The organism is Micromonospora sp. WMMD964 (genome assembly GCF_029581455.1).
GTDB lineage: Bacteria > Actinomycetota > Actinomycetes > Mycobacteriales > Micromonosporaceae > Micromonospora.
On record NZ_CP120860.1, the window covers coordinates 6,226,412 to 6,251,696 of the forward strand.

The following is a 25,285-nucleotide window of genomic DNA, read 5'->3' on the forward strand; positions in this document are numbered from 1 at the left end:
CCCGCTGACAGGATCGCCACGGCTTCCACCCAGACTGCTCGGTCACCGTCGGTGACGACATCGCAGGATGACCGAACCTCTGGAGGACAGCATGTCCCGCACCATCCGTAGGAAGCACCTGCTGGCCGGCCTGGCCACCGCCGGGGTCCTCGGCGTGGGGATCGCGGCCCCGACGATCGCGTTCGCCGCGGACACCCCCACCCCGGCGCCGAGCGCCAGCAGCGCACCGGCTCCCGGCGCGAAGGCCGACCGGCAGGGTGAGTTCGCCGAGGCGCTCGCCAAGGAACTGGGCGTGCCCACCGACAAGGTGACCGCCGCCCTGGAGAAGGTCCGCGAGCAGCACCGGCCCGCCGATCGGCCGCAGCGCCCCTCCGGCGAGGACCGCAAGGCCGCACTCAGGGAACGGCTGGACCAGGCCGTCAAGGACGGCAAGCTCACCCAGGAGCAGGCCGACGCCATCACCAAGGCCGTCGAGGCCGGCGTCTTCCCCGGCGGTCACCGTGGGTGGGGCCACGGCGGCCCGGCGGGTACGCCCGGCAAGTGAGCCCCCGGCGCCCGTGATCCACTCCGTTTCGCCGATGTGGCGGTGTGCCTAAGCGGGGACCCCGCCACATCGGCGATCTGAGTGTCGATCACCGCCGTGCACCTCCGGGCCGGGCCCGCCCGGGACCGGCCGACCGCCCGGGAACGGCCGACCGCCCGGGACCGGCCGACCGCCCGGGGGCGTGGGCGTCAGTTCTGGCCGGGCGGCGGCGTGAACACGCCGAGGTGGTTGCCGGCCGGGTCGAGCAGGTGGGCGAGGGTGAGCCCGCTCGGCGCCGTACGCGCCGCGACCAGCACCTTGCCACCGGCCGCCTCGGCCCGCCGACACGTCTCCACCACGTCGGTGACCTCGGCGTAGAACACCGCGTAGTTCGGCCCCGTCCCGTCGGTCGCCCGGATCGCTCCGCCGATCCCGCTGCCCCCGCCGGCACCGGTCACCCGGTAGGAACCGCCGTCGGCCGAGCCCTGCTCCTCGAAGGTCCAACCGAACAGCTCCCCGTAGAAACGCTCCGCCTCCTCCGGCCGGTCGGTGCCGATCTCGAACCAGGTGATGGGCGTCGTGGACATCTACTGCCTCCAGAGTTTCCGAGCCGACCGTTTCGGCCGTCGTCTCGGAGCAGTCTCGGGGCCGTCCGCGACACCGTCCTGTCGGTGTTTCCGGATCACCCGACGGGGTTTCCCACCGGGCCGGACCCGACACGCCCGGACCCGCCGGCGGCGCACGCCCCGACGCGTCTCAGACCAGGCTCAGCGGGCGGACCCGTTCGCGGGGGATGTCCAGGTCGGCCGGGCGCAACTCGCGGGACACCACGTCGGGCAGCGCCCGGACGCTCCGGATCCGGTCGGTGCGGAAGCACCGCAGCTCGTCGCGCAACCGGCACCAGGCGAGCAGGTACCAGTGTCGCGTGTTGCCGAGGTAGCCGAGCGGTTCGACGTCACGGAGCGAGTCGGCACCGGCCCGGTCGGCGTACCCGATGCGCAGCACCCGCCCGGCGGCGACCGCGTCGGCGACGACGGCCGGGAAGGGCGTGCCCGGCCCGTCAGCGATCAGGTGCACGCGGCCGGCGAGACGGTGCGCTTCGACGGCGTCGGCCGGCGGCAGCACCGCCATCAGTTTGCGCAACGCGGTGGCGCCCGGCCCGGCGAACGGCGTGCCGGCGAGTCGGTGCAGCGCGACGGCCATCGCGACCGCCTCGGCGGCGGTCAGGTTGACCGGCGGCAGGGTGCGGGCCCGATCCACCACGTAGCCGCCGGTGCGCCCGGGCTCGGCCCAGATCGGCACCCCGGCCTCCTGGAGAGCGCCGATGTCGCGTTCGATGGTCCGGCTGCTCACCTCGAAACGCGCGGCCAACCAACGGGCGCTGCGCGGCCTCGGTGACACCGCCCGCAGCTCCTCGACCAGCGCGTAGAGACGGTCCGTGCGGTTCATGCCCGGGACGCTACGACCGGGGTACGACGCCCGCGCGCACCTCGACCGGCCGGAGATCGTGGACCGGAACCGCCACGCCTGCCGGCCTCGTCAGGCGATGCAGGCGCAGACGATCAGTGCGGCCCCGAAGTGGGTGGCGGCGCTGACCCGGGCCGCCGGGTGCGGCTCGGGCGAGCAGATGACCTCGCCGAGCTTGCCCGGGGTGAGCAGGTCCAGCACGACGAAGGCCAGCGCCATGATGGCCAGGCCGACCAGCCCGAAGACCACGGTGGAGGCGAGCCCCTTGCCGAAGTCGCTGTAGCTGGTCAGGATCGCCGTGAAGACGATCCCGGCGATGCCGAGCTGGTTGGCGGCGAGCAGCAGCCCGGCGTTGGCGTTGCGGTCGACCCAGATCAGGTCCCGCAGCCGACCCGGGGTCAGCAGGTCGACCAGCCCGAACCCGGCCGCCATGAGCCCGACGCCCACGATCCCGAACACGACGCTCTGCCAGGCACCGCTGAGCAGATCCTCCAGCACCGACTGCCTCCCGACTCTCCGCCCGGAGGGGTACCGGCGCGGTGACCGAGACGATAGCGGCAGGGCGCAACCGCGTCAGCCCCGCGCCCAGGGCCTGTTTCATAAGGGCGGTCGAGCCGAGGCGGAGTCCGGGCGGCGATCCGGCAAGGCCCTACAGCGCCAGGTAACGCTGCCGCTCGTACGGGGTGACCTCGCGGCGGTACTGCTCCCACTCGGCCCGCTTGTTGCGCAGGAAGAAGTCGAAGACGTGCTCGCCGAGCACCTCGGCGACCAGCTCGGACTCGGCCATCACGTCGATCGCCTCGGCCAGGTTCTCCGGCAACGCCTCGTAGCCCATCGCACGCCGTTCCGCGCTGGTCAGCGCCCAGACGTCGTCCTCGGCGCCGGGCGGCAGCTCGTACCCCTCCTCGATGCCCTTCAGGCCGGCACCGAGCAGCACCGCGAAGGCGAGGTACGGGTTGGTCGCCGAGTCCAGCGAGCGGACCTCGACCCGGGCCGAGTTGGGCTTGCCGTACGCGGGCACGCGGACCAGCGCGGACCGGTTGAGGTGACCCCAGCAGACGTACGCGGGGCTCTCGGTGATGCGGTCCGGCAGGTGCTGCGGGAAGAGCCGCTTGTACGAGTTGACCCACTGGTTGGTGACCGCCGTGTACTCCCGGGCGTGCACCAGCAGGCCGGCGATGAACGACTTCGCCACCTTGGAGAGCTTCATCGGGTCGCCGGAGTCGTGGAAGGCGTTGCGCTCCCCCTCGAACAGCGACAGGTGGGTGTGCATGCCGCTGCCCGGCTGGTCGGTGAAGGGCTTCGGCATGAAGCTGGCCTGCACGCCGGTGGAGAGCGCCACCTCCTTGACCACGTGCCGGAAGGTCATGATGTTGTCGGCGGTGGTCAGCGCGTCGGCGTAGCGCAGGTCGATCTCCTGCTGGCCGGGGGCGACCTCGTGGTGGCTGAACTCCACCGAGATGCCGATGCGCTCCAGCGCCAGCACGCCCTGGCGGCGGAAGTCGCGGGCCACCGCGTGGGTGGTGTGCTCGAAGTAGCCGCCGGTGTCGACCGGGGTGGGCAGTGAGCCGTCCTGCGGGCCGTTCTCCAGCAGGAAGAACTCGATCTCCGGGTGGGTGTAGAAGGTGAAGCCCTTCTCGGCGGCCTTGGACAGGGCCCGGCGCAGCACGTGCCGGGGGTCGGCCCAGGAGGGCCCGCCGTCGGGCAGCAGGATGTCGCAGAACATCCGGGCGCTCTCGCCGCTGACCCCGCCCTCGAACGGGAAGACCTGGAAGGTGGTCGGGTCGGGCATGGCCACCATGTCCGATTCGAAGACCCGGGCGAAGCCCTCGATCGCCGAGCCGTCGAAGCCGATGCCCTCCTCGAAGGCGGCCTCCAGCTCCGCTGGCGCCACCGAGACGCTCTTGAGCGTGCCCAGCACGTCGGTGAACCACAGCCGGACGAACCGGATGTCCCGCTCTTCCAGCGTCCGGAGGACGAACTCCTGCTGACGGTCCACTTCCCCAACCCCTCGCGACACTCATTTGTCCGCATTGGCCGGGCTGCACCCGGCCTGATCGCCCAGTCTTCCCGGGCCTGGTTACGCAGACGTTACGCGAACCGCCGCCGGCCGTCCCCTCACCTCCCGCCCCACGGGCGTGCGCCCTCCCGTCGAAGAGCCCCGTGCCCTGCTGCTCGGGGGCCCGCGGCCGCACCGCCCGGCGGACGCGTCCGTCGCAGCGTGGCGGCCATCTCGTCCGAGGGGTGGGATTCAGCCGCCGAGGCTGGGGCAAGATGAGGACATGCCCACCCTGCGTCTCGCCCTGTCCCAGGTCAACCCGAGCGTCGGCGACATCGCCGGCAACGCCGACCTGGTCCGCAGCTGGACTCGCCAGGCCGCCGATGCCGGCGCCCAGTTGGTGCTCTTCCCGGAGCTGATGCTGACCGGTTACCCGGTCGAGGACCTGGTCTTCCGGCGTTCCTTCGTGGCCGCGTCCCGGGCCGCCGTGGAGCGGCTCGCGGCCGACCTCGCCGCGGACGGCCTCGGTGCGGTGCCGGTCGTGGTCGGCTACCTGGACGCCGACGGGCCGCCGCAGGTCAGTGGGGACGCCGAGCCGGGCCGGGGGGCCCGTAACGCCGCCGCGCTGCTGCACCGGGGCACCGTCGCCGCCCGCTACTTCAAGCACCACCTGCCCAACTACGGCGTCTTCGACGAGGACCGCTACTTCGTCTCCGGGGACGCGTTGACCGTGGTGCGGATCGGCGGGGTGGACGTCGCGCTGACCATCTGCGAGGACCTGTGGCAGGCCGGGGGCCCGTTCGCCGCCGCCCGGCGCGCGGGCGTCGGCCTCGTGGTCAACATCAACGGCTCGCCGTACGAGCTGAACAAGGACGACATCCGGCTGCCGCTGGTGCGCCGCCGGGCCGCCGAGGCGGGTGCCGCCATCGCGTACGTCAACATGATCGGCGGCCAGGACGAGCTGGTCTTCGAGGGTGACTCGATGATCGTCAGCGCGGACGGTGACCTGCTCACCCGGGCTCCCCAGTTCGTCGAGCACCTGCTCGTGCACGACGTCGACCTGCCGGCCGCCACCGACCTGCCGACCGGCGAGTCCGTCGCGGACGGCATGCGGATCGTCCGCAGCACCCTCGACGGGATTCCGGCCGCGCCGACCGGCCCCGCCGCCACCGGCGGTCTGATCGAGCCGGTGGCCGACGAGGCCGAGGTGTGGCAGGCGCTGGTCCTCGGTCTGCGCGACTACGTCAACAAGAACCGGTTCCCGTCGGTGGTCCTCGGTCTCTCCGGCGGCATCGACTCGGCGGTGGTGGCCGCGTTGGCCGTCGACGCCCTCGGACCGGACCGGGTGGTCGGCGTGTCGCTGCCCAGCCAGCACTCCTCCGAGCACTCCCGGGAGGACGCCGCGGACCTGGCCAAGCGCACCGGCCTGGACTACCGGGTCGAACCGATCCAGCCGATGGTGGACGGGTTCCTGGCCAACCTGTCGCTGTCCGGCCTGGCCGTCGAGAACCTGCAGGCCCGGGTCCGTGGCGTGATCCTGATGGCGCTGTCGAACCAGGAGGGCCACCTGGTGCTGACCACCGGCAACAAGAGTGAGCTGGCGGTCGGCTACTCCACCCTGTACGGCGACTCGGTGGGCGGCTTCAACCCGGTCAAGGACGTCTGGAAGACGCTCATCTGGCGACTCGCCAAGTGGCGCAACACCGACGCGGCCCGGCGCGGCGAGACCCCGCCGATCCCGGAGAACTCGATCGGGAAGCCGCCGAGCGCCGAGCTGAGCCCGGGGCAGCTCGACAGCGACAGCCTGCCCGAGTACGACGTGCTGGACCCGATCCTGATCGGCTACGTCGACGGCGACCTCGGCCGCGACGGGCTGGTCGAGTCGGGCCACGACCCGGCGGTGGTGGACAAGGTGCTACGGCTGGTGGATACCGCCGAGTACAAGCGACGGCAGGCCGCGCCGGGCACGAAGATCTCGATGAAGGCGTTCGGTCGGGACCGCCGTCTGCCGATCACCAACCGGTGGCGCGAGCGCGGCTGAGCCGTACACCGTGGGGTGTCGGGTCGGTGGCACGACCCGGCACCGCCCCGCGGCGCTGCCCGCGACGGCCTCGCGGCTCTGCCGCCGACGGCCTCGCGTCGCGGTGGAGTGACATCTTGCACTGGGCCCTGCCATCGCCCCGTCTCGCGGTGCGACGATCGCGACTGAACCCGGGGACCGCGCACGCGGCCTCGAGGAAGGGAGACAGAGATGGTGGAGTCCACTCCGAACGAGGTGACCGCGCTCTACGGGGGCCCGGCCACCCGACGGGTCCGCACCCGGGACCTGATCGCCGCCAAGGAGCGCGGTGAGCGGTGGCCGATGCTCACCTCGTACGACCAGTACACGGCGTCGATCTTCGACCAGGCCGGCGTCCCGGTGCTGCTGGTCGGCGACTCGGCCGCGAACAACGTGTTCGGCTACGAGACGACCCTGCCGATCACCGCCGACGAGCTGCTTCCGCTGGTGCGGGCCGTGGTGCGGGCGACCCGGCAGTCGCTGATCGTGGGTGACCTGCCGTTCGGCTCCTACGAGGAGGGCCCGGCCCAGGCGCTGCGCACCGCCGTCCGGTTCATGAAGGAGGGCGGCTGCCACGCGGTGAAGTTGGAGGGTGGCCGCCGCTGCGCCGCGCAGATCGCCGCGATCGTCGGCGCCGGCATTCCGGTGATGGCGCACATCGGCTTCACCCCGCAGAGCGAACACACCCTGGGCGGCTACCGCGTGCAGGGCCGGGGCGACGCCGCCGACGAGGTGCTCGCCGACGCACGGGCGGTGGCGGAGGCGGGCGCGTTCGCCGTGGTGCTGGAGATGGTGCCCGGCGAGGTGGCCAAGCGGATCACCAACGAGCTGCCGATCCCGACGGTGGGCATCGGCGCCGGCCCGGACACCGACGCGCAGGTGCTGGTCTGGCAGGACATGGCCGGCCTGCGCACCGGGAAGACGCCACGCTTCGTCAAGCGGTACGCGGACCTGGCCGGTGCCCTCACCGACGCCACCCGCCGTTTCGCCGACGAGGTCCGGGGTGGCGAGTTCCCCGCCGCCGAACACACCTTCTAGTCCAGCAGGAGCCGTGATCGACTCGGGTTCGCCGATGTCGGGGTATCCCCGGCACCGGGACACCGCGATATCACCGAACCCGAGTGGATCACGCCGATCGTCGGACCGGGAACCCGGTCAGACGTCGGTGACGCGGATGCCGGCGTGGGCCTTGTAGCGCTTGTTGATGGCGATGAGGTTGGCGGTGAACGCCTCGACCTGGTGGGCGTTGCGCAGTCGGCCGGCGTAGATGCCGCGCATCCCCGGGATCCGGGCGGCGAGCGCACCCACGATGCCGACGAGTTCGCGGTCCTCGGTGCAGATCAGCACGTCCAGGTCGATCCGGTCGACCTCCGGGTCGGCCAGCAGCGGGGCGCTGACGTGGTTGAACGCCGCGCAGACCCGGGAGTCGGGCAGGAGCGCGGCGGCCTGCTGCACGGCGCTGCCCTCGGCGACGGTCAGCGCGTACGGGCCCTGCTTGTCGAAGCCGAGCGGGTTGACGCAGTCGACGACGATCCGACCGGCGAGCGGCTCGGCGAGGGCGGCGACGGTGGCGGCGTGCCCGTCCCACGGCACCGCGATGATCACCACGTCGCTGCGCCGGGCCACCTCGTCGTTGGCCGCGCCGGTGACACCGGCGTCGGCCGGCACGCCCGGCATCGCGGCGATCTCGGCGGCGGACTCGGCGGCCCGCTCCGCGTTGCGGGAACCGATCAGCACCGTCTGCCCGGCCCGCGCGAACCGGTAGGCCAGGCCCCGCCCCTGGTCGCCGGTGCCACCGATGATGCCGACCGTCAGCCCGGACACGTCGGGGAGCGTGCTCGCGTCGTATGCCATGCGGTCATCCTCGCAAACCGTCCGGCCCGGCACCGCGTCAGGCCGTCGAGGTCAGGCCGGTCAGGCCGGCTCGGGCCCTCCGGCCCGCAAGCGCGTCAGGCCGCCGCCGGACGGCTCGGTCAGGCCAGCTCGAACAGGACGGTGTGGGCCGCCGGGTCGGCGGTGACCAGGCGGACCCGGACCCGTTCGCCGAGCGGCAGTTGCCCGAGGCAGCGGGCGCGTACCGGCGGCTCGTCCAGGGCCACCGTGCCGCCCGGTGGTCGGGGACGGGACCGACCGTTGGGCGGGGCGTCGACGTCGAGGACCGCCGCGTCGAAGGTTTCGCCCACCCGGTGCTCCAACACGGCGGCCTCGGCCAGGTCGACGGCGCCCCGGGCAGCCGCCGAGGCGGTCCGGTCGGTGCTCGCCATCACCTCCGGCAGCCGGGGCAACGCGGCACGGGCCCAGTCGGGCACTGCCTGGCCCGCGTGCAGGGCCAGGCAGACCTCGGTGGCGTACCGGTCGGCCAGGCGTCGCAACGGCGCCGTGACGTGGGCGTACGTGGCTGCCACACCGCCGTGCTCCGGCTGCTCCGGCACCGTCCCGTCGAAGGCGGTGTACGCGGCGCCGCGCATCAACTCGGCCGCCTGGTCGATGAACGCGGCGGCGCGCGGCTGGGCGGGGTCCAGACCGGCGATCACCTGACCCGGGCCCATCTCCTCCGGCCAGTGCACGCCCAGCGGTGCGGCGGCGGCCCGTAGCCGCTGCACCGCCTCCGGCTTGGGAGCCGGCATGGTCCGCAGCAACCCGATGCGGCCGGCCAGCATGATGTCGGCGGCGGCCATCCCGGTCAGCAGGGAGATCTGGGCGTTGTGCTCCTCCATGGGCACCGGCGCGCGCAGCACCAGCCGCCAGCCCTCGCCGTCGGGTTCCAGGTCCTGCTCGGGCAGCGGCAGGTTGATCGCGCCGCGACGCAACCCACGGGCGGTCAACAGGTCGCCGATCTCCGGCAGCAGCGCGATCGGGTCGGGTAGTCGACCGGCCTCGGCCGCCGCCTGCACCCCGGCGTAGTCGAGTTTGGCGCGGCTGCGGACCATGGCGCGTTCCAGTTCGACAGCCACGGTGCCGCCGTCGGCGTCCAGGTCGATCGTCCAGATCACCGCGGCCCGGTCGTCGTCGGGCAGCAGACTGGCGGCGCCCTCGCTGAGGGTGTGGGGGTGCAGCGGCACATTCCCGTCGGGCAGGTAGATCGTCTGCCCCCGCCGCCAGGTCTCCGCCTCCAACGCGCCGCCCGGCCTGACGTGCGCGGCGACGTCGGCGATCGCGTACCGCACCCGGTAACCCCCACCGGGACGGCGGGCGAGGTGCATCGCCTGGTCCAGGTCCCGGGAGGTCGCCGGGTCGACGGTGACGAACGGTACGTCGGTGCGGTCGACGGGCGGGCGAGGCGGCGCGCCCGCCGCCTCGTCCGCCTCACGCTGGGCGTCGGGCGGGAACTCCTCGGGCAGGCCGAGTTCGCGGCGCAGCGCGCCGAAGTCGATGCGGGGCGCGAGTACGCGTCGGATGACCACGGGTCAATCCTGACAGCGCCGCCCGTGATCCGCTTCCGGTGACCGGCCGAGATGTCCGCGGCCCGCTCAGCCGGTGGCCTTCCGGGCGGTGCTGCGCGTACCCCGGGGGGCGGTGGCGCGGGCGGCGACCGGGCGGGCCGGCGACTTGCGGGCGGTGACCTTGCGGGCCGGGGCCTTGGCGGCGACGGTCCTCTTCGCCGGTGCCTTCTTCGCCGCCGCCTTGCGCGCGGTCGTCGACGAGGTGCCGGTCACCTTCGCGGCGGGGGCCTTCTTCGCCGGGGCCTTGCGAGCGCCACCGCTGGGTCGGGTGGACGCGGCCTTCTTCGCCGGGGCCTTCTTGACGGCGGCCTTCGTGGCGGCCGTCTTCTTCGCCGCCGTCTTCTTGACGGCGGACGCCTTGGCCGCCGTCTTCCGCGCCGGTGCCTTCGCCGCGGTGGCGGTCTTCCGCGCCGGCGCCTTGGCCGCAGTGGCGGTCTTGCGGGCCGGCGCCTTCGCCGCTGTCGCGGTCTTGCGGGCCGGTGCCTTCGCCGCGGCGGTGGTCTTCTTCGCCGCCGAGGTGGTGGTCCTCTTCGCGGCGCTCACCGTCTTCTTCGCGGCGGCGGTGGTCTTCTTCGCCGTACCCGTCGTCTTCTTCGCGGCGGCGGTGGTCTTCTTCGCGGCCGCCGTGCTCTTGCGCGTCGCGGGCCGCGTCGCGGCGGCGGTGGAGGTGCGAGATGCCGGGGCCCGCTTCGCCGCGACCGTCGTCGTGCGGGTCGTGGTCTTCTTCGCCGGGGCCTTCTTGGCCGTGCTCGTCGTGGTGGTCCTGCTCGTCGTGGTGGCCTTCTTCGCGGGGGCCTTCTTGGCCGCCGTGGTGGTCTTCTTGGCCGGGGCACGCCCCGCGCCGCCGGCCGCCTTGCGCGCCGGGGCCTTCGCCGCCGTCGCACCCGCGGTGGACTTGCGGACGGGGGTGGTCCGGCTCGCCGCCGTGTTCCGCTCCGCCGCGGCGGTCTTCTTCGCGGTGGTACGTCGGGCAGCCGGACGGGTGGTGGCCTGCTGTGCTTCGGCCATCGTGGTTCCCTCCTCGGGGACGTGCTCTCGCGTGCGTCGCGGAGCACGAAATGCCTCGGCGCGAGCCGTCCCGCGCCGCCTATCTGTCCTCCCCGGCCCAACGAGCGTCCTCGGCATCCCACGCCTCGTTCCGCTCCTGCACTCGTTGCAGGGCGTTCTCCGCGTCGGCCGCCGAGTCGTACGGGCCGAGTACGTGCTTCGCCGGACACACGTCGGCGTCCGTCTCGACCCGGTGATGCCGGGTGCACCAGTAGAACTGCCCACCACGTCCGCTGTCGCTCATGGGAATCACTGTGCACCGCGATCCGGCCGGCCGCCACCGGATCGCACAAGTCGCCGACCCTCTCCACAGTAGATATGCAAGGCGTTCGTCGGGCCGGAACAGCAAAAGAAGCCCAGGCCGGGACACTTTTCCCGACTGCCGCCCGTCGGCTGGACGGCCGGTTCCGCCGTACCGTCAGCTGGTCGGCCTGACACCCGACGTGCCGTGACGGGGCGGCGCCGGCCGCTGGGGTCGTGCCTATGATCGCCGGATGGGAACACCGGACTACATCGTGGGCATGCGCAAGCATGTCGGGCACGACCTGCTCTGGCTGCCCAGCGTGAGCGCGGTGGTCCGCAACGACGCCGGTGAGCTGCTGCTCGGTCAGCGGGCCGACGACGGCCGCTGGTCGGTGATCAGTGGTTTCGTCGAGCCGGGCGAACAGCCGGCCGCCGCGCTGGTCCGTGAGGTGCGGGAGGAGACCGGTCTGGAGGTCGCGCCGGTGCGGTTGTCCAGCGCCGTCTCGCACCCGCACACCTATCCCAACGGGGACCGCTGCGAATACCTGAACCTGGGCTTCCTGTGCCGGCTGGTGTCCGGCACCGCCCGGGTCAACGACGACGAGTCGTTGGCCGTCGGGTGGTTCCCGGTGGACCGGCTGCCCGAGTTGGACAAGCACGCCCTGCTGGTCCTCGCGTACGCGTTGCGCGAGAACCAGGTCGCCGGCTACCTGGAGCCGGGCACCACCTGGGACGACGTACCCGACTGAGGTTCACACCGGGGTCGCCGCGAGGGCGGCCTGCTCGGCGGGGGCCGACCGGGCCGCCCGGATGGTGTACGCGAGCGCGTAGGGCATGCAGGCCAGGTAGAGCATCGGCTCCACCATCACCTGGTTGGTGATGATGTGGAAGACCTCCCACGGGATGGCAGGCCGGGGTAGGCCGACGTTCCAGTCCGTCCAGGCGGCGAGGAGCCACAGCGGCGCGGAGATCTGATCGACGCCGTCCAGTGGCGTCGGGCCGCTGACCGGGCCGGCGCGACTGCCCGCCGAGATGGCGTCGAGAACAGCGAGAATCACCGCGAGGTCGGTGGCGGCGAGCGCGCCGAGGACGCCCACCGACCAGGCCGCACGGAGGCGACTGCGGACGGCGAGGCTCGCTGCGGCCCAGAGGGCCGGCGTCAGGCCGGCCAACCAGAGCAACACCCCGGGGACGAGGGTGGCCAGGTCGTCCGGGGAGATGGCGGACAGGAACACGACAGCGGTCACGCCGATGGGAAGCACCACGCCCAGCGCGATGCGCAGCGGGCCGTCGAGCGCGGTGTGCCGGGCCCAGCGCACGGCGAACACCGCCAGCAGCACCGCCATCGCGACGGTGAGCGTCGTCCAGATCGGCTTCTGCGCCCGCTCCGACCAGCTCTCGGCCAGTACGCGCTCGATCGGGTCGAGGGCGAACGCACCGACGAGCACGATCCCGACGCAGGTGATCGGGGACAGCAGTAGCGCGGCGACGGTGCGGCCGGCCCGACCACGCAGCACGGTGCGGTCGACCACCGGGGTGCCGGCCCGGCTCATCGCGAGGCTCGCGGCGAAGCCGAGCATCTTCGTCCGACGGCCACTCTCGGCGAGCACGTGCAACTCGGCGGCCCATTCGCGGCGCAGGTCGTCGCGGACGTCGACCGACCAGCGGCGGGCGGCCAACTCCAACAGCAACTCGGCGACGCGTCGGCTCACCATGCCGGCGCTCCGGTCGGCTCGGTGCCGCCCCACGATGGACGGCTGTCGGGGATCGCGGCTCGCAGGTCGGCGAGCGCCTGCCGGGCCCGCGTCACCCCGACGGCGGTGAGCCGGTAGTAGCGGCGGGCCGGCCGACCGGCCGCGACGGGGTCGATCTCCTCCCAGTCGGCGGCCAGCCAGCCGGCCTCGGTGAGCCGGTGCAGCACCGGGTAGAGGGTGCCGCTGGGCAGGTCGGTCATGCGCATCAGGTCCAGCCCGTAACGCTGCGCGTCGGGTTCGGCGAGCAGCGCCGCGAGCACCTTGGCGACCGGAATGGTCATCCGCATCCGACCACTGTATCGGAACTCTACATAGGGGTGGGTACCCGTTCGACGGGAATCCACAGCTCGGCGTCCGCCTCGGTGCCGTCCGCGGAGACCCGGACCCGGGAGATCTCCGGTCCGGGTCGGCTGCGGTACGGGTTGGACGGGAACCACTGGGTGAACACGTCCCGCCACAGGAACTGCACCGCCTGGGGGAACGCGCCCGAGGTGGTGAACACCGCCCAGGTGCCCGCCGCCACCGGCAGCGCGTCCAGGTCCACCGGCGGTACGGCGCCGGTCACCACTCCGTGCCAGTAGTCCAACTCGGTGCCCTCGGCCCGGCTGTCGGCGAGGTTGTCGCTGACGTTGACGATCCCCTTCGGCTCCTGGTCGGAGAGCGCCTCGATCCGCTCGGTCGTCTCCCGGTCGATGCCCTTGATGAACGCGACGATCGCCGGGTTCATCCCCTCGTGCACCAGCGGCACCCGGGCCTTGCGCCCCACCAGCGCGAACGCGTCCTTGTCGACGATCCGGTACTCCATACTGCCGCTCCCTTCGACGGTGAGTCGGAAGGACATCCGGGGCTGGGCACGCAGCGCCGCCCCCGTACGCCGAGCCTCTCCGGGCCCCACGCCGTGCACGGCGTGGAACGCCCGGGCGAACGCCTCGGTCGACCCGTAGCCGTAGTGCACCGCGACGTCGAGCAACGTCCGCTCCCCCGCCAGCACGTCCGCCCCGGCGACGGTGAGCCGACGCCGACGGATGTACTCCGACAGCGGCATCCCGGCCAGCGCGGAGAACAGCCGCCGGAAGTGGTACTCCGACGTCAGCGCGATCCGTGCCAGCTCGGCCACCTCGATCTTCCGGTCGAGGTGCCGCTCGATGTACGTCATGGCTTCGTTGAGCCGCTCCAGCACCAGGATCTCCTTCCCTTTCAGCAGCCACGCTAGGCGGGAGGGCAGGTGGCCGACCCGACATCCGGTGCCCGCATCGGTCGGGTCAGCCCGCACCGATCGTCATGTCGTAGCCCTCTGATCAGCTCGCGTCAGCGGTGTCGCACGCGCAGATCTTGGACAGTTTCCGTTAGCGCGGAACGGAAACTGTCCAAGATCTCGGCGGGAGACGGCGCGCCGGTCCCGCTAGCGGGGTGGCTGCTGCATGATCCAGGTGGGTACCGGCTCCGACAGCGAGCCCAGCACCTCCCAGCCGGCCCGGCGGTACAGCTCGACGTTGCCCGGGTTGCTGGTCTCCAGGATCGCCGGAAGCCCTTCGGCGGCGGCGCGATCCAGCCCGGCCCGCATGACGGCCCGGCCCCAGCCGCGTCCGGCGCTGTCCGGGTGGGTGCCCAGCACTCCGAGGTACCAGAACGGGTACGTCGGCAGGGCGGCGTGCATCGTGTCGTCGTAGCCCTGGACCCGGGCTAGCACGTCGGCCGGGTAGGGAGCGTCCGTCGGCGACCCGTGCGCGGCAGCCGGTTGCCCGGCCGGCGGGTCCCAGAGGGCGACCGAGGCGCCGCCGCCGATCGTCCAGATCGACGACAGGTGCACCCGCTTGTCGAAGAGGTTCCCGAAGAAGGTGGCGGCGTATCGCGGGTAGGTGGCGTCGTCGGGGAACAGGTGGCGCAGGATGGGATCCGTCACGAACGCGGCCACCAGGCAACCGACAACCGCCTCGCGGTCTGCCGGGGTGGCGATGGTGATCTCGGGCGTCGTCATGAGATTGACGATATTGCAGGCCGAGCGGCCCCACCGACCCCGGCGCGGGACGGCAGACTCGGCGCATGAACATCGATGACTACCGTCAGCACTCCCCGTACAGCGATCCCGGTCGGCACGCCGCGCTGCTCGACGCCGTCCCGGCCGACATCGCCTCGGTGGCGGCCACCGTCCGCAATCTGATCGTCCACTACCGCGCCGGTGGGGTCGAGTTGCCCCCCGACCGGCTCGAAGAGGTCAACTGTCGCTGGGTGGACCGCATCCTCGACACCGACCAGTCCCGCTTCCCGCTGCCCCTGGCCGCCGAGCGGCCAGCCGTGGACCGGGTGGCCGGCTGCTGCCGGGACCACACGCTGCTCTCCGTCGCGGTGCTGCGTCAGCACGGCATTCCCAGCCGCAGCCGGGTCGGTTTCGCCTCGTACTTCGCACCCGACTGGCACCACGACCACGTGCTGGTGGAGTACTGGAACGGCCACCGGTGGGTCTGGGCCGACCCGGAGCTCGACCCGGCCGGTGACTGGGGGTTCGACGGTTACGACATCGACCCGAAGGCCGGGCTGTTCGATTCGGCGGCGCGGGTGTGGTCAGCGTTCCGGGCCGGGACGATCGACCCCGACCGCTACGGCGTCAGCCCGGAGCTGCCGTTCCGAGGCGACTGGTTCATCCACGACTACGTCCTGATCGAACTGGCCCATCGGCAGAAGGACGAGTTGCTGCTCTGGGACGGCTTCGGCGCGATGACCGAGGATCTCGCCACCGCCGATCTCACCCTGGTGGACGAGATCGCCGCGTTGCTGCTCGCCGCCGACGACGGCGACGAGGCCGCGGAGAAGGCCCTCGCCGACCGGTACGCCGGCGACGCTCGGCTCCGTCCCGGCCCGCGGGTGCACTGCATGTCGCCGGTCTCCGACACCGTCAGCGTCGACCTGCGTCGCTGAGCGGCGCGGGGCGCGCCCTACCCGAAGGTGAAGGCGTACGCGGCCGCGTCGGGCTCGCCGAACGTGACCTCCAGGGTCCGCTCGCGGACCGCGTCGTCCTGGCGTACGAGCTGGTAGAGGCGACCGTCCTGGAGCACCCCGTGGCCGTCGGCGTCGACGTCGACGCCGTGCGACGGGCCGGGAGCCTCCCCGTCGAGGAGCACCCGGAACGGGATCGACCGTCCCGGCACGGGGCCCAGCACGAGGTGGGCGTCACGGGCGTGGAACCGGAAGGCGATGCTGCCACCGGCCTGGTCGACCGTGACGCTCTCCGCGCCGATCGTCCAGTCCCCCGCCAGCGCCCACTGGTTGAGGCCCAGGCGCTCGGGCAGGTGGTAGGCGCGGCGTTCGTCGAGCGCCGGGCCGTCCGGCGACGCGAAGTGTTCGCCGCGACTGAAACCGAGGTACGTCTCGGGCGTCCGCAGGTCGTCCCAGTCGGCCTCCGCCTCCGGCCCGACCCCGTCGACGGGTACGGGGTCCCGCTCGATGCCGAGCAGGTGTTGGAGCGTCCGCTCGGACTGCTCGTAGCGCCCCTCGCCGAAGTGCTCGTCGCGGATGACCCCGCCGGTGTCGACGAAGTAGAGCGCCGGCCAGTAGTGGTTGTCGAAGGCCCGCCAGATCGCGTAGTCGTTGTCGACGGCGACCGGGTAGTCGATCGACCGCGCCTCGACCGCCCTGCGTACCTGGTCGACCTCGTGCTCGAACGAGAACTCCGGCGTGTGCACCCCGACGACGACCAGCCCGTCGTCGCGGTACGCCTGCGACCAGGCCCGCACGTACGGCTCCTGGCGTAGCCAGTTGATGCAGGTCAGCGTCCAGAAGTTGACCAGGACGACGCGCCCGCGCAGGTCGGCGGGGTCGAGTGGCTCGGAGTTGAGCCACTCGACCGCCCCGTTCAGCGGGGGCAGGTGCACGGCCATCTACCGCAGCGACCGGAAGGCGGTCCGAAGCTCCTCGGAGAAGATCTTCGGCTGTTCCCAGGCCGCGAAGTGCCCGCCGACGTCGAGCTTGTTGTAGTAGATGAGATTGGAGTACGCCTGCTCGGCCCAGCTCTGCGGTGCCTCGTACAGCTCGTCGGGGAAGACGCTGACGGCGACCGGGATCTTGACGCCCTTGGCGGCGAAGAACGAGAGCTTGTTCTCCGCGTACAGCCGGGACGCGGAGACCGCGGTGTTCGTCAGCCAGTAGAGCGAGATGTTGTCCAGGATGTCGTCACGGGTCAGGCCCGCCTTGGCACCGTCGAAGACCTGCGCGATCAGCGCGAGGCTCTTGGCGTCGTGGTCGAGCAGGAAGGACGCCAGACCGACCGGGGAGTCCGCCAGCCCGGTGAGCGTCTGCGGACGCGTCGCCATCATCAGGGCGTACGCGACGTGCTTCCAGACGTAGTTGGCCTCCTCGGCGGCCCGCATCTCGTCGGCGGAGAGACCGGACGGCAGTGAGCCCATGGCGTTGTTCGCGCCGGTGGTGTCGCCCTGGAACAGCAGGTCGATCTCGGGTGGGATCGCGCCGGGCATGTTGGTGTGGATGCCGAGCAGTTCCGGGGGCGCCTGGAGGCCCATCTGGTCCACGATGACCGCACCCCAGTCGCCGCCCTGCGCGACGAACCGCGTGTAGCCGAGGCGCTTCATCAGCTCGGTCCAGGCGGTGGCGATCTTCTGCGGGCTCCAGCCCGACTCGGTCGGCTTGCCGGAGAAGCCGTGCCCGGGAAGCGACGGGATCACCAGGTGGAAGGCGTCGGACGCGCTCGCGCCGTGGGCGGTGGGATCGGTGAGCGGTTCGATGATCTTCATCTGCTCGATCACCGAACCGGGCCAGCCGTGGGTGACGATGAGCGGCAGCGCGTCCTCGTGCTTCGAACGTACGTGGATGAAATGGATGTCCACTCCGTCGATCGTCGTCATGAACTGCGGCAGGGCGTTCAGTCGTGCCTCGACCTTGCGCCAGTCGTACTCCTTCTCCCAATAACGGGCGACGGCCTGAATGGTCCCGAGTGGCACGCCCTGCGACTGGTCGTCCACCGTTTCCTTGTCCGGCCAGCGGGTCGCCTTGATGCGCCTCTTCAGGTCGTCGAGGTCGGCCTGGGGAATGTCGACCGAGAACGGCCGAATCTCCGTGGTGCCGGGACGGGCCTTGGTTTTGACAGCCATGCGGGTTCCTCTCCGACTAGGTTTGCGCCCTGCGAGGAGAATTCATGGGCCTGTGCGCCATTTCCGGAATGGGCACGCCGCCGCCATATTCGGAGCCTAGAACGGTGCGCCCCCGGCCCGTGGCGATACGGCGCTCAGGGCGCCGCGACCGCCTGCTCGGCGGCTCGACTGACCTGCTCCCAGCCCGCCCAGGTGTCCATCCGCCGTCGGGAGATGTCGAACGCGAGGTCGTACACCATGCTCCCGAGCAGGAGCCGCAGCGGCGGGTCGTCGCTGTCGACGAGTCGTAACAACGCTTCGGCGGCGAGCTTGGGCTCGCTGTCGACCGAGCCTTCGGCCCACTGTCGTTCCAGTTCGGCGCGCAGTGCCGCGTACGCCTCCAACGGGGTGGTGGCGGCGATGCTGGTGTAGAGGTCGGTCCAGTATCCGCCCGGCTGCACGATGCTGACCGTGATGTCGAAGGCCGCCGCCTCCATGGCCAGGGCCTCGCTCATGCCCTCCAGGGCGAACTTGCTCGCGCTGTACATGCCGGTGCTCGGGAAACCACCGAGCGCGGCGATGCTGGACACCTGCACGATGTGGCCGGACCGCTGGGCCCGCAGGTGCGGAAGCACGGCCTGACCGACCCAGAGCGCGCCGAAGAAGTTCACCTCGAACTGGGCGCGCGCCTCGGCCTCGGTGAACTCCTCGACCATGCCCATGGACATGGTGCCGGCGTTGTTGACGACGATGTCGAGCCGCCCGAAGTGCGCCACGGCGGTGTCCACGGCGGTGCTGACCGCCGCCCGGTCGGTCACGTCGAGGGGCAGGGCCAGCAGCCGGTCGGCGTGCCGCTCGTCGAAGTCGGCCGCGGCGATGCTGCGGGACGCGGCGACCACCCGGTCGCCCCGGTCGAGGGCGGCGTCGGTGAAGGCACGGCCCAGGCCACGGCTGGCGCCGGTGATGAACCAGGTACGCATGTCGGTCTCCCCATCGGTTTTTGCGAGACGAGACGGTCCGTCTCGTTACGGCCAGAAGGCTAGCTCCCGGCGGCACCGCCGTCAAGACGAGACGGTCCGTCTCGTCGCTGGTATCGTGTCGGGCCATGACGCCCAACACGGCCCGCCGCAACGAGACATCACGGCGCGCCATCCTCACCGCGGCCTTCGACCTGCTCCAAGAGGTCGGGTACGCGAAGGTCAGCATCGAGGGCATCGCCACCCGGGCCGGGGTCGGCAAGCAGACCATCTACCGCTGGTGGCCGTCGAAGGGCGCGGTCATCTTCGACGCCTTCCTCCTGCTCAGCGAGGGCGCCGACGGCGAGCCACCGACGTTGCCGGACACCGGCGACCTGGCCGCGGACCTCAGCCTGGTGCTCCGCGCCACCGTCGAGGAGATGAACGACCCCCGGTACGAGCAACCGATGCGCGCCCTCGCCACCGAGATCACGCTCGACCCCGAACTGGCAGCCGCGTACGCGCAACGGTTGGACGGGCCGTTGCGGGAGGCCAAACGGCAACGCCTCCGCAGCGCCCAGCAGGCCGGGCAACTCGCCGACGACCTCGACCTCGACGTGGCCGTGGACCTGATCTGGGGGCCGGTGCTCAACCGGTGGCTCTACCGCAGCGGGCCGCTCACCACCGAGTACGCCGACCAGGTCGTCACCACCGCCCTCGACGGCCTGCGACCCCGCTGATCCGGCGAGTGACCGCCTTTTGCGTTCCCGCAGCCTGGTGCGGCAACATCAGGCGCCGTGACGGCACCAGGCACGGACCCCGAGGACGACACCCCGGCCAGCACACCCCGGATGAGTCGGCGGACCCGGCACTGGCTGGTCGGCGCCGGCCTCACCGCCCTGGCCGCCACCCTCGGCATCACCCTCGCCGTACGCGGCGGCGCCACCCCGGCCTGCGCCGCGCCCCCGTCGGGGAACACCGTCCACAAGGGAAAGGCCAGCTTCTACGACGCGGGTCGCTCCGGCGGCAACTGCTCCTTTCCCGGCCCACCCGCGGACCGGCTCTACGTGGCCCTCGGCTCGTCGCAGTACTCCAAAGGAGCGGCCTGCGGCAGCTACCTGGACGTGACCGGGCCGAAGGGCACCGTCCGAGTCATGGTCATGGACCAGTGCGGTGGCTGCGGGCCGACGAAGATCGACCTCTCCACCGAGGCGTTCACCCGGATCGCCGACCGGTCGCAGGGCATCGCGTCCGTGACGTACCGGGCGGCACTCAACCCGCCGCTCGACGGCGGGCTCACCTTCCGGATCAAGGGCGGCGCCTCGCAGTGGTGGTTCGCCGTCCAGGTCGGCAACCACGGCAACCCGCTGCGCTCGGTCGAGGCGAAGGGGACCAGCGGCGACTTCCGCAAGGCGATCCGCCAGACCGACAACTACTGGACCGTCGAGGGCGGGCTCGGCCCCGGGCCGTTCAGCATCAAGGTCACCGACGTGTACGGGCACCAGGCGACCGCCACCGGCATCCGGATGGCCACCAAGCAGGTGCAGCGCAGCACGGTGTCCCTCGTCAGCCCGGCCACGCCCAGCAGCTCACCCTCGCCGTCTCCCCCGGCCACGCCCTCGGCCCCGTCCTCACCGAGCGCTGCCCCGCCCTCGCCCGCGCCGACGGCGACAGTCGAAGCGCTCGCCGGGCCCGCGCCGCTCGGCAGCCCGCGCTGCTGACCCGGTACGCCGAGGACCCCGGCTCGCACGCCGTGCGCCCGCGAGTCGGCGGCGGACCGAAGCCCGCCGCCCTCGGCCTGTTCCGGTTCGAGCGGACCTAGACGTCCCGCACCAGGCGTACGCAGCTGTAGGCGACGTACCCGAAACATCCCAGGCAATCGGGGTGTACGACGATCCATCTGTTACCGCCACCGCAGGCCGAGTAGGAACCACCGGAGACATTGGAGCAGGCCGAAGAGGCCCACGTGCCGGAGCGGAGAACCCCGTCAATCGGGTGGTTCGTGCCTGCACCGAGGCGGATGTTGATGTTGCCCATTCCAGACTTCGGCGTCACCGCGCAGGACGCCGCGGCCGCATCGACGGACCGGTTCGGCTCGGCGGCCTGACCTGGTGCACCTGACACCAACAGGAGTGTCGCGACGGCCACGGCGACGACCCCCGACTGCCTGATCCCCGTTCGGAACTGCATAGGACTTCCTCTCCAGGTGTGCTCACGAGGTGGTTCCTCTAATCGACATCCTTGTATAGGTGAAGCCCGCAATCACATGAATGTCGCGTCCGAGACAAGGAGCATTCCTGACAGATCGATGCGCTGCCGACGCAGAAAGTCGGTCCGACGAGCCGGCGACCACCGCGCAGAGACGGTCCGAGCGCCACGCCCATCAGCACTGGTCAGCATTCGTCCTCTGCGAGGCTCGCGAACTCCTCCATGGACACGGCCCGCTGCTCGTCGAGGTTGTCCACGACCTCGGTGATCAGGATAGATCCGGGCCGCAGGTCTGCCACCTCAGCGAACCGGAAGCTCACCGCGTGCGAGGTGAAGCTGTTGTCATCGGCGACTCCGTACATCCGGAAGGCCTCGTCCGGGTCAGGGGCCGGATCAGGTGGGAACCCCTCCAGGCGTACCTCGGTCGGCGAGGTCGCGGCACGCGGCACGGCATACCGTCGGCCCGGCCAGGAGGGCCAGCTCTGGGAGGCCGCCGTGCCGGACGGCGAGGGCGAAACCGAGCGTTTCTCGGCAAGGAGGATGACCGTGCCTGGTGGCCGGTCCGCGCACCAGGACAGAACCGCGAAGGGCTGACCGTCGGCGTCCACGGTCAGGCCGGTGACGGCCTTGATCACGGGAGTGCAACCGGTCGCCCCGGCCAGCACGAGCATCGCAACGATCAGCGAAGCGCTGATCCGCCGCGCACTCATCAGCATCTGAGTCGTCACACCCCGACGGTCGCAGCACAACGTCAATCTCCGACCCCGACCACGTCACAGACCGATGACGGTTAGTGACCTTGTCGCACCCGAGGCTGTTCGCGTTCGGCCGCTGCTCATGCGTTGGAGTTGACATGCGTTTCGCGCGAGTGACAGCGTTGTCATCGACTCATTTCCTCCATATGAGACGAGGAGCGCATCTTGCTCTATCGGAACTCACCGCGCCGTCGCGCGACGGCAGCCGCCGCAGTCGGCATCCTGGTCACCGGGCTGGCACTCGCCCCGTCCGGGCCGGCGCAGGCCAGCCGCCACAAGGCGCAGGACGGGTCTGTTCGGTCGGGTGACGCACGCTTCGAAGTGCTGTCCCCGACTCTGATCCGCACCGAGTACCAGAAGGACGGCAGGTTCACCGACGCCGCCACCTTCAACGTCATCGGGCGCGACGACTTCCCCCGTACGCGTTTCACCAAGCACGTCGATCACGGCTGGCTCACCATCGACACCGGCGCGATGACGTTGCGCTACCGGGTCGGGTCGGGCGCGTTCACCGCCGACAACCTCACCGTGCAGCTCAAGGCCGGCAAGCAGGTCGTGCAGGGCCGCCCCTGGGCCGGTCACACCGCTCCGGCGTGCGCGTTCGGCGCGCTCTGCGAGGCCGAGTCGCTGCAGCTGAACGGCCCCGGCGTGGCCACCGACCACCAGGGGTACACCGGACGCGGCTTCGCGGCCGGGTTCGCCTCGTCCGGTGACTCGGTCACCTTCGCGCTCGACGCGCCGGAAGACGGCACGAAGCAGCTAACCGTCCGGTACGCCAACAGCACCGGCGGCGACGGCCAGAACGTCGCCCGCACCCTGACGGTGCGGGTCGACGGCGACGCCGGTCGCACGCTGACGCTGCCGCCCACCACGAACTGGGACACCTGGGGCCTGGCCAGCGTGCCGCTCGACCTCACCAAGGGTCGGCACGAGATCACTGTCGTGCGGGGTGCCGAGGACTCCGGCAACGTGAACATCGACAGCCTCGCGGTGGTCGACCCGGGTGCTGAGTTCCCGGCGCCGTCCACGCCCCAGCCGCAACCGCTACGGTTCGGCACGCTCGGCGAGGCCGAGACCGGCGCGCTGACCGGCGGCGCACGGCCCGCGAACGACCACAACGGCGCTTCCGGTACGGGGTTCCTCGCCGGTCTGGAAAGCACCACCGCCGCCGTGGCGCTCACCGTGACCGATGTCCCCGCCGCAGGCGACTACCGGGTGCAGATCCGGTACGCCAACGGCCAGGCCGGCGCCCAGCCGAGCCAGACGCGCACCATGTCCGTCACGGCCGGAACGGCGACCCCGGTCACGGCGACCCTCCCGCCGACCAGCGGGTGGGACTATTGGAACACCGTCTCCGTCCCGGTCCACCTCGACCGCGGCACCAACACCGTGGCACTGGGCTGCCCCACGGACGCCAGCTGCAACGTCAACGTGGACACGGTCGCCGTCACGGGCAAGGACTCCCCGCTGCTCGCCCCGCACGCGCCGCTCGGCGGCTACCGCCGCGGCCTGGACGGGGTGACCGGTTCCGCGCTCACCGCTCCGGGCCTGCTCTACCAGGACGGCTGGTACCTGCTCGACGACTCGGCCTCCGCCCTGAGCACCACCAAGCCCCGGCCCGCGCCGGAACAGGACGGCTACGTCTTCGCGTACGGGCAGGACTTCACCCGTGGCCTGAAGGAGCTGTCGACCCTGACCGGGCCCACGAAGCTGCTGCCGAAGTGGGCGTACGGGGTGTGGTACTCCGAGTACTACGACCGCACCTCCACCGAGTTCCAGGAGCTGGTGACCCGGGCGAAGGCCGAAGGCGTACCCCTGGATGTTCTCGTCCTCGACACGGACATCAAGGCGCCGGACAAGTGGAACGGCTGGAGCATCGACCCCACCCGGATCCCCGACCCGAAGGCGTTCTTCGACTGGGCGAAGAAGCAGGGCCTGCACACCGGCATCAACATCCACCCGAGCATCCTCGGTTCGGACCCGAAGTTCGCGCAGGCGCAGGCCACCGCGAAGGGCAAACTGCAACGCGTCGGCTGCAACGGCGGGCCCGACTGCTACGCGTTCGACTTCGGCGACCCGGACCAGCTCAAGGCGTACCTGCAGCTCCACGACGGGATGCTGCCGAAGGGCAGCAAGGGCCCGGACCTCTGGTGGCTGGACTGGTGCTGCGACAACACCACGTCGTCGCTCGCCGGGGTGACCGCCGACGCGTGGATCAACAAGCAGTACGCCGACAAGACCGGCTTCGCCTTCTCCCGGGCGTACGGCTCGTTGCAGGCGGGCGGCTACAGCAGCCCGACCCCGGTGTCCACCGGACCGTGGGCGGACAAGCGCACCACGCTGCACTTCACCGGTGACACCACCTCCGACTGGTCGACCCTGCAGATGGAGGTCGGCTACACGCCGGGCGAGTCCGCCGCGACCGGACTGGCCGCGGTCAGCCACGACATCGGCGGGCACACCGGCGGCCTCCAGGAGCCGGGCACCGAACCGGGCAGCACCAAGCTGCCCGACGACCTCTACGCCCGGTGGGTCCAGTTCGGCACGTTCCAGCCGATCGACCGGCTGCACTCCAACCACAGCGACCGGCTGCCCTGGCAGTACGGCCCGGCGGCCAACGCGTCGGCCAAGAAGTTCCTCAACCTGCGTAAGGAACTCCAGCCGTACACCTACGCCGCCGCCGAGGAGGCCACCCGCACGGGTACGCCCATCGTCCGCTCGATGTACCTGGCGTACCCGAACGAGCAGCCGGCCTACGCCACCGCCGGTTCCCAGTACCTCTACGGCCCGGACTACCTGGTGGCGCCGGTGACGACGCCGGGCGACACCGCCACCACGTCGGTGTGGTTCCCGCCGGGCGACAACTGGACCGACATCTTCACCGGGAAGACGTACCGGGGCGGCACCACGCAGACCATCACCACCACGCTGGACACCATGCCGGTGTTCAAGAAGCACTGAGGTTTTAGGGATCCGGTTGCCGGCCGGGTGGGGGCGACACCCACCCGGCCGGTTTTTTCCTGGCTATCGGTGTGGCCGGCGGGCTAGCGACAACCAGCCGAGGAACCGGGCGTGCAGCGCGGCCAGGTCCGGGCGCAGCCCCAGCCCGTACCCGTCGTCGATCGCCTCCTGCATCGACGCGGCCAGGTAGAACGCCAACGCGATCGAATGACCGTAGAACTCCGCCGCCAGATCGAGCCGAGCCGGACCGCACGGCCAGGGCGCGGCGCAGTTGCGACACAACCACGCCGGGCGCATCGGCAGGTGCGGGGTCATCCGACCCGCACCGGACGCCGACGGCGTTCGGTCGGCAGGGCCTGCGTCCGCACGCCCGCCCGCCGCACGTACAACTCGCGTCGCGCGACCGCGTCGCCCGCCGCGTTCAGCTGGTAACCCTCGATCCAGACCCATCCGTGGTACGTGTGCCGCTCGGGCAACTCGCGGATGACGCGCACGACGATCGGGCGCAGGAACTGCACACTCGCCGCGGTGCTCAGGTAGACCACGTCACCGGCCGTCATCGTCCCGATCACCGCAACCCCCAGGGGTACGCGACAGCGCGGCTCGCCTGCGGTCGGCTCGCTGGTTTCGGCTCGGGCTTCTCGGGCTTGTCGTCGGGCACGCTCTCCCCCTCGGTGCCGTTGGGAAGGGGCCGCTCCCGTGAGTGCTCGCCCGTCGGAAGCGGCCCCGCTACGAACGCGACCGCCGGTCTCGTGGTCCTACCAGCCGCGCCGCCTGGTGACACTCTGC

Annotated in this window: 26 protein-coding genes; 8 read left to right on the plus strand and 18 right to left on the minus strand. The window is 71.5% G+C overall.

The annotated features are described in order from the left end of the window. Positions 1 to 91 precede the first annotated feature (91 nt). Positions 92 to 544: a hypothetical protein gene (locus O7616_RS28250; protein ID WP_282307753.1), complete on the plus strand. Its 453-nt coding sequence runs from the start codon at positions 92 to 94 to the stop codon at positions 542 to 544. Between the two features lie 188 nt (positions 545 to 732). Here O7616_RS28250 and O7616_RS28255 read toward each other — a convergent pair whose 3' ends face one another. From O7616_RS28255 to glnA, 4 genes are all read right to left on the minus strand, one after another. After that, positions 733 to 1,110: a VOC family protein gene (locus O7616_RS28255; protein WP_282304740.1), complete on the minus strand. Its 378-nt coding sequence runs from the start codon at positions 1,108 to 1,110 to the stop codon at positions 733 to 735. 169 nt (positions 1,111 to 1,279) lie between these two features. Next, the gene (locus tag O7616_RS28260) at positions 1,280 to 1,972 is read right to left on the minus strand and encodes a WYL domain-containing protein (protein ID WP_282304741.1); all 693 of its coding nucleotides are present in this window, start codon (positions 1,970 to 1,972) and stop codon (positions 1,280 to 1,282) included. Between the two features lie 90 nt (positions 1,973 to 2,062). Further along, the gene (locus O7616_RS28265; RefSeq protein ID WP_196919021.1) at positions 2,063 to 2,488 is read right to left on the minus strand and encodes a DUF350 domain-containing protein; all 426 of its coding nucleotides are present in this window, start codon (positions 2,486 to 2,488) and stop codon (positions 2,063 to 2,065) included. Between the two features lie 151 nt (positions 2,489 to 2,639). Then, entirely contained in the window at positions 2,640 to 3,989 is a 1,350-nt protein-coding gene (gene glnA, locus O7616_RS28270) for a type I glutamate--ammonia ligase (RefSeq protein ID WP_282257423.1), read from the minus strand. A 283-nt stretch (positions 3,990 to 4,272) separates the two neighbouring features. On the opposite strand from glnA, the gene O7616_RS28275 reads away from it, so the two are divergent. After that, positions 4,273 to 6,030, plus strand: a complete 1,758-nt coding sequence (locus O7616_RS28275; RefSeq protein ID WP_282304742.1) for an NAD+ synthase — start codon at positions 4,273 to 4,275, stop codon at positions 6,028 to 6,030. 210 nt (positions 6,031 to 6,240) lie between these two features. Next, the gene (gene panB, locus O7616_RS28280; protein WP_282304743.1) at positions 6,241 to 7,086 is read left to right on the plus strand and encodes a 3-methyl-2-oxobutanoate hydroxymethyltransferase; all 846 of its coding nucleotides are present in this window, start codon (positions 6,241 to 6,243) and stop codon (positions 7,084 to 7,086) included. A gap of 117 nt (positions 7,087 to 7,203) precedes the next feature. On the opposite strand, the gene npdG is transcribed toward panB, so the two are convergent. From npdG to O7616_RS28300, 4 genes are all read right to left on the minus strand, one after another. Continuing rightward, positions 7,204 to 7,902: an NADPH-dependent F420 reductase gene (gene npdG, locus O7616_RS28285; RefSeq protein ID WP_282304744.1), complete on the minus strand. Its 699-nt coding sequence runs from the start codon at positions 7,900 to 7,902 to the stop codon at positions 7,204 to 7,206. A 119-nt stretch (positions 7,903 to 8,021) separates the two neighbouring features. Next, positions 8,022 to 9,452, minus strand: a complete 1,431-nt coding sequence (locus tag O7616_RS28290; protein ID WP_282304745.1) for an RNB domain-containing ribonuclease — start codon at positions 9,450 to 9,452, stop codon at positions 8,022 to 8,024. 66 nt (positions 9,453 to 9,518) lie between these two features. Continuing rightward, positions 9,519 to 10,499, minus strand: a complete 981-nt coding sequence (locus O7616_RS28295) for a histone (protein WP_282304746.1) — start codon at positions 10,497 to 10,499, stop codon at positions 9,519 to 9,521. 79 nt (positions 10,500 to 10,578) lie between these two features. Continuing rightward, positions 10,579 to 10,782 carry a hypothetical protein gene (locus O7616_RS28300; RefSeq protein WP_109820768.1) on the minus strand — a complete coding sequence of 68 codons (204 nt, stop codon included), beginning with the start codon at positions 10,780 to 10,782 and terminating at the stop codon, positions 10,579 to 10,581. Between the two features lie 250 nt (positions 10,783 to 11,032). Here O7616_RS28300 and O7616_RS28305 point away from each other — a divergent pair, with 250 nt between their 5' ends. Further along, positions 11,033 to 11,530 (plus strand): NUDIX domain-containing protein, encoded by a 498-nt coding sequence (locus tag O7616_RS28305; protein WP_269682966.1) that lies wholly within the window; start codon positions 11,033 to 11,035, stop codon positions 11,528 to 11,530. A gap of 3 nt (positions 11,531 to 11,533) precedes the next feature. Here the strand turns inward: O7616_RS28305 and O7616_RS28310 are convergent, their stop codons facing one another. The 4 genes from O7616_RS28310 to O7616_RS28325 form a co-directional block, all read right to left on the minus strand. Beyond that, complete coding sequence (locus tag O7616_RS28310; protein ID WP_282304748.1) at positions 11,534 to 12,496, minus strand: hypothetical protein; 963 nt, start codon at positions 12,494 to 12,496, stop codon at positions 11,534 to 11,536. Further along, positions 12,490 to 12,822 (minus strand): PadR family transcriptional regulator, encoded by a 333-nt coding sequence (locus O7616_RS28315; RefSeq protein ID WP_282304749.1) that lies wholly within the window; start codon positions 12,820 to 12,822, stop codon positions 12,490 to 12,492. Before O7616_RS28315 ends, O7616_RS28310 begins: the two co-directional genes overlap by 7 nt. A gap of 20 nt (positions 12,823 to 12,842) precedes the next feature. Then, a complete protein-coding gene (locus tag O7616_RS28320; protein WP_282304750.1) occupies positions 12,843 to 13,715 on the minus strand; it encodes a helix-turn-helix domain-containing protein in 873 nt (290 codons plus the stop codon). Between the two features lie 222 nt (positions 13,716 to 13,937). Further along, positions 13,938 to 14,513, minus strand: coding sequence for a GNAT family N-acetyltransferase (locus O7616_RS28325; protein ID WP_282304751.1), 576 nt, complete (start codon positions 14,511 to 14,513; stop codon positions 13,938 to 13,940). 65 nt (positions 14,514 to 14,578) lie between these two features. Here O7616_RS28325 and O7616_RS28330 point away from each other — a divergent pair, with 65 nt between their 5' ends. Beyond that, the gene (locus tag O7616_RS28330; RefSeq protein WP_282304752.1) at positions 14,579 to 15,451 is read left to right on the plus strand and encodes a transglutaminase domain-containing protein; all 873 of its coding nucleotides are present in this window, start codon (positions 14,579 to 14,581) and stop codon (positions 15,449 to 15,451) included. 17 nt (positions 15,452 to 15,468) lie between these two features. Here O7616_RS28330 and O7616_RS28335 read toward each other — a convergent pair whose 3' ends face one another. The 3 genes from O7616_RS28335 to O7616_RS28345 form a co-directional block, all read right to left on the minus strand. After that, entirely contained in the window at positions 15,469 to 16,410 is a 942-nt protein-coding gene (locus O7616_RS28335) for a redoxin domain-containing protein (protein WP_282304753.1), read from the minus strand. Beyond that, on the minus strand, positions 16,411 to 17,637 hold the full coding sequence (locus O7616_RS28340; RefSeq protein WP_282304754.1) for an epoxide hydrolase family protein: 1,227 nt from the start codon (positions 17,635 to 17,637) through the stop codon (positions 16,411 to 16,413). A gap of 134 nt (positions 17,638 to 17,771) precedes the next feature. Further along, a complete protein-coding gene (locus O7616_RS28345) occupies positions 17,772 to 18,596 on the minus strand; it encodes an SDR family oxidoreductase (protein WP_282304755.1) in 825 nt (274 codons plus the stop codon). Between the two features lie 125 nt (positions 18,597 to 18,721). Here O7616_RS28345 and O7616_RS28350 point away from each other — a divergent pair, with 125 nt between their 5' ends. Together O7616_RS28350 and O7616_RS28355 are read left to right on the plus strand one after the other, a co-directional pair. Beyond that, positions 18,722 to 19,312, plus strand: coding sequence for a TetR/AcrR family transcriptional regulator (locus tag O7616_RS28350; RefSeq protein ID WP_282304756.1), 591 nt, complete (start codon positions 18,722 to 18,724; stop codon positions 19,310 to 19,312). 57 nt (positions 19,313 to 19,369) lie between these two features. Further along, on the plus strand, positions 19,370 to 20,293 hold the full coding sequence (locus O7616_RS28355; RefSeq protein WP_282304757.1) for an expansin EXLX1 family cellulose-binding protein: 924 nt from the start codon (positions 19,370 to 19,372) through the stop codon (positions 20,291 to 20,293). A 672-nt stretch (positions 20,294 to 20,965) separates the two neighbouring features. On the opposite strand, the gene O7616_RS28360 is transcribed toward O7616_RS28355, so the two are convergent. After that, entirely contained in the window at positions 20,966 to 21,508 is a 543-nt protein-coding gene (locus tag O7616_RS28360) for a hypothetical protein (protein ID WP_282304758.1), read from the minus strand. A gap of 192 nt (positions 21,509 to 21,700) precedes the next feature. On the opposite strand from O7616_RS28360, the gene O7616_RS28365 reads away from it, so the two are divergent. Continuing rightward, a complete protein-coding gene (locus O7616_RS28365) occupies positions 21,701 to 24,496 on the plus strand; it encodes a TIM-barrel domain-containing protein (protein WP_282304759.1) in 2,796 nt (931 codons plus the stop codon). A gap of 63 nt (positions 24,497 to 24,559) precedes the next feature. On the opposite strand, the gene O7616_RS28370 is transcribed toward O7616_RS28365, so the two are convergent. Together O7616_RS28370 and O7616_RS28375 are read right to left on the minus strand one after the other, a co-directional pair. Continuing rightward, positions 24,560 to 24,811, minus strand: a complete 252-nt coding sequence (locus tag O7616_RS28370) for a hypothetical protein (protein WP_282304760.1) — start codon at positions 24,809 to 24,811, stop codon at positions 24,560 to 24,562. After that, complete coding sequence (locus tag O7616_RS28375; RefSeq protein WP_282304761.1) at positions 24,808 to 25,056, minus strand: hypothetical protein; 249 nt, start codon at positions 25,054 to 25,056, stop codon at positions 24,808 to 24,810. Before O7616_RS28375 ends, O7616_RS28370 begins: the two co-directional genes overlap by 4 nt. Between the last annotated feature and the right edge of the window lie 229 nt (positions 25,057 to 25,285).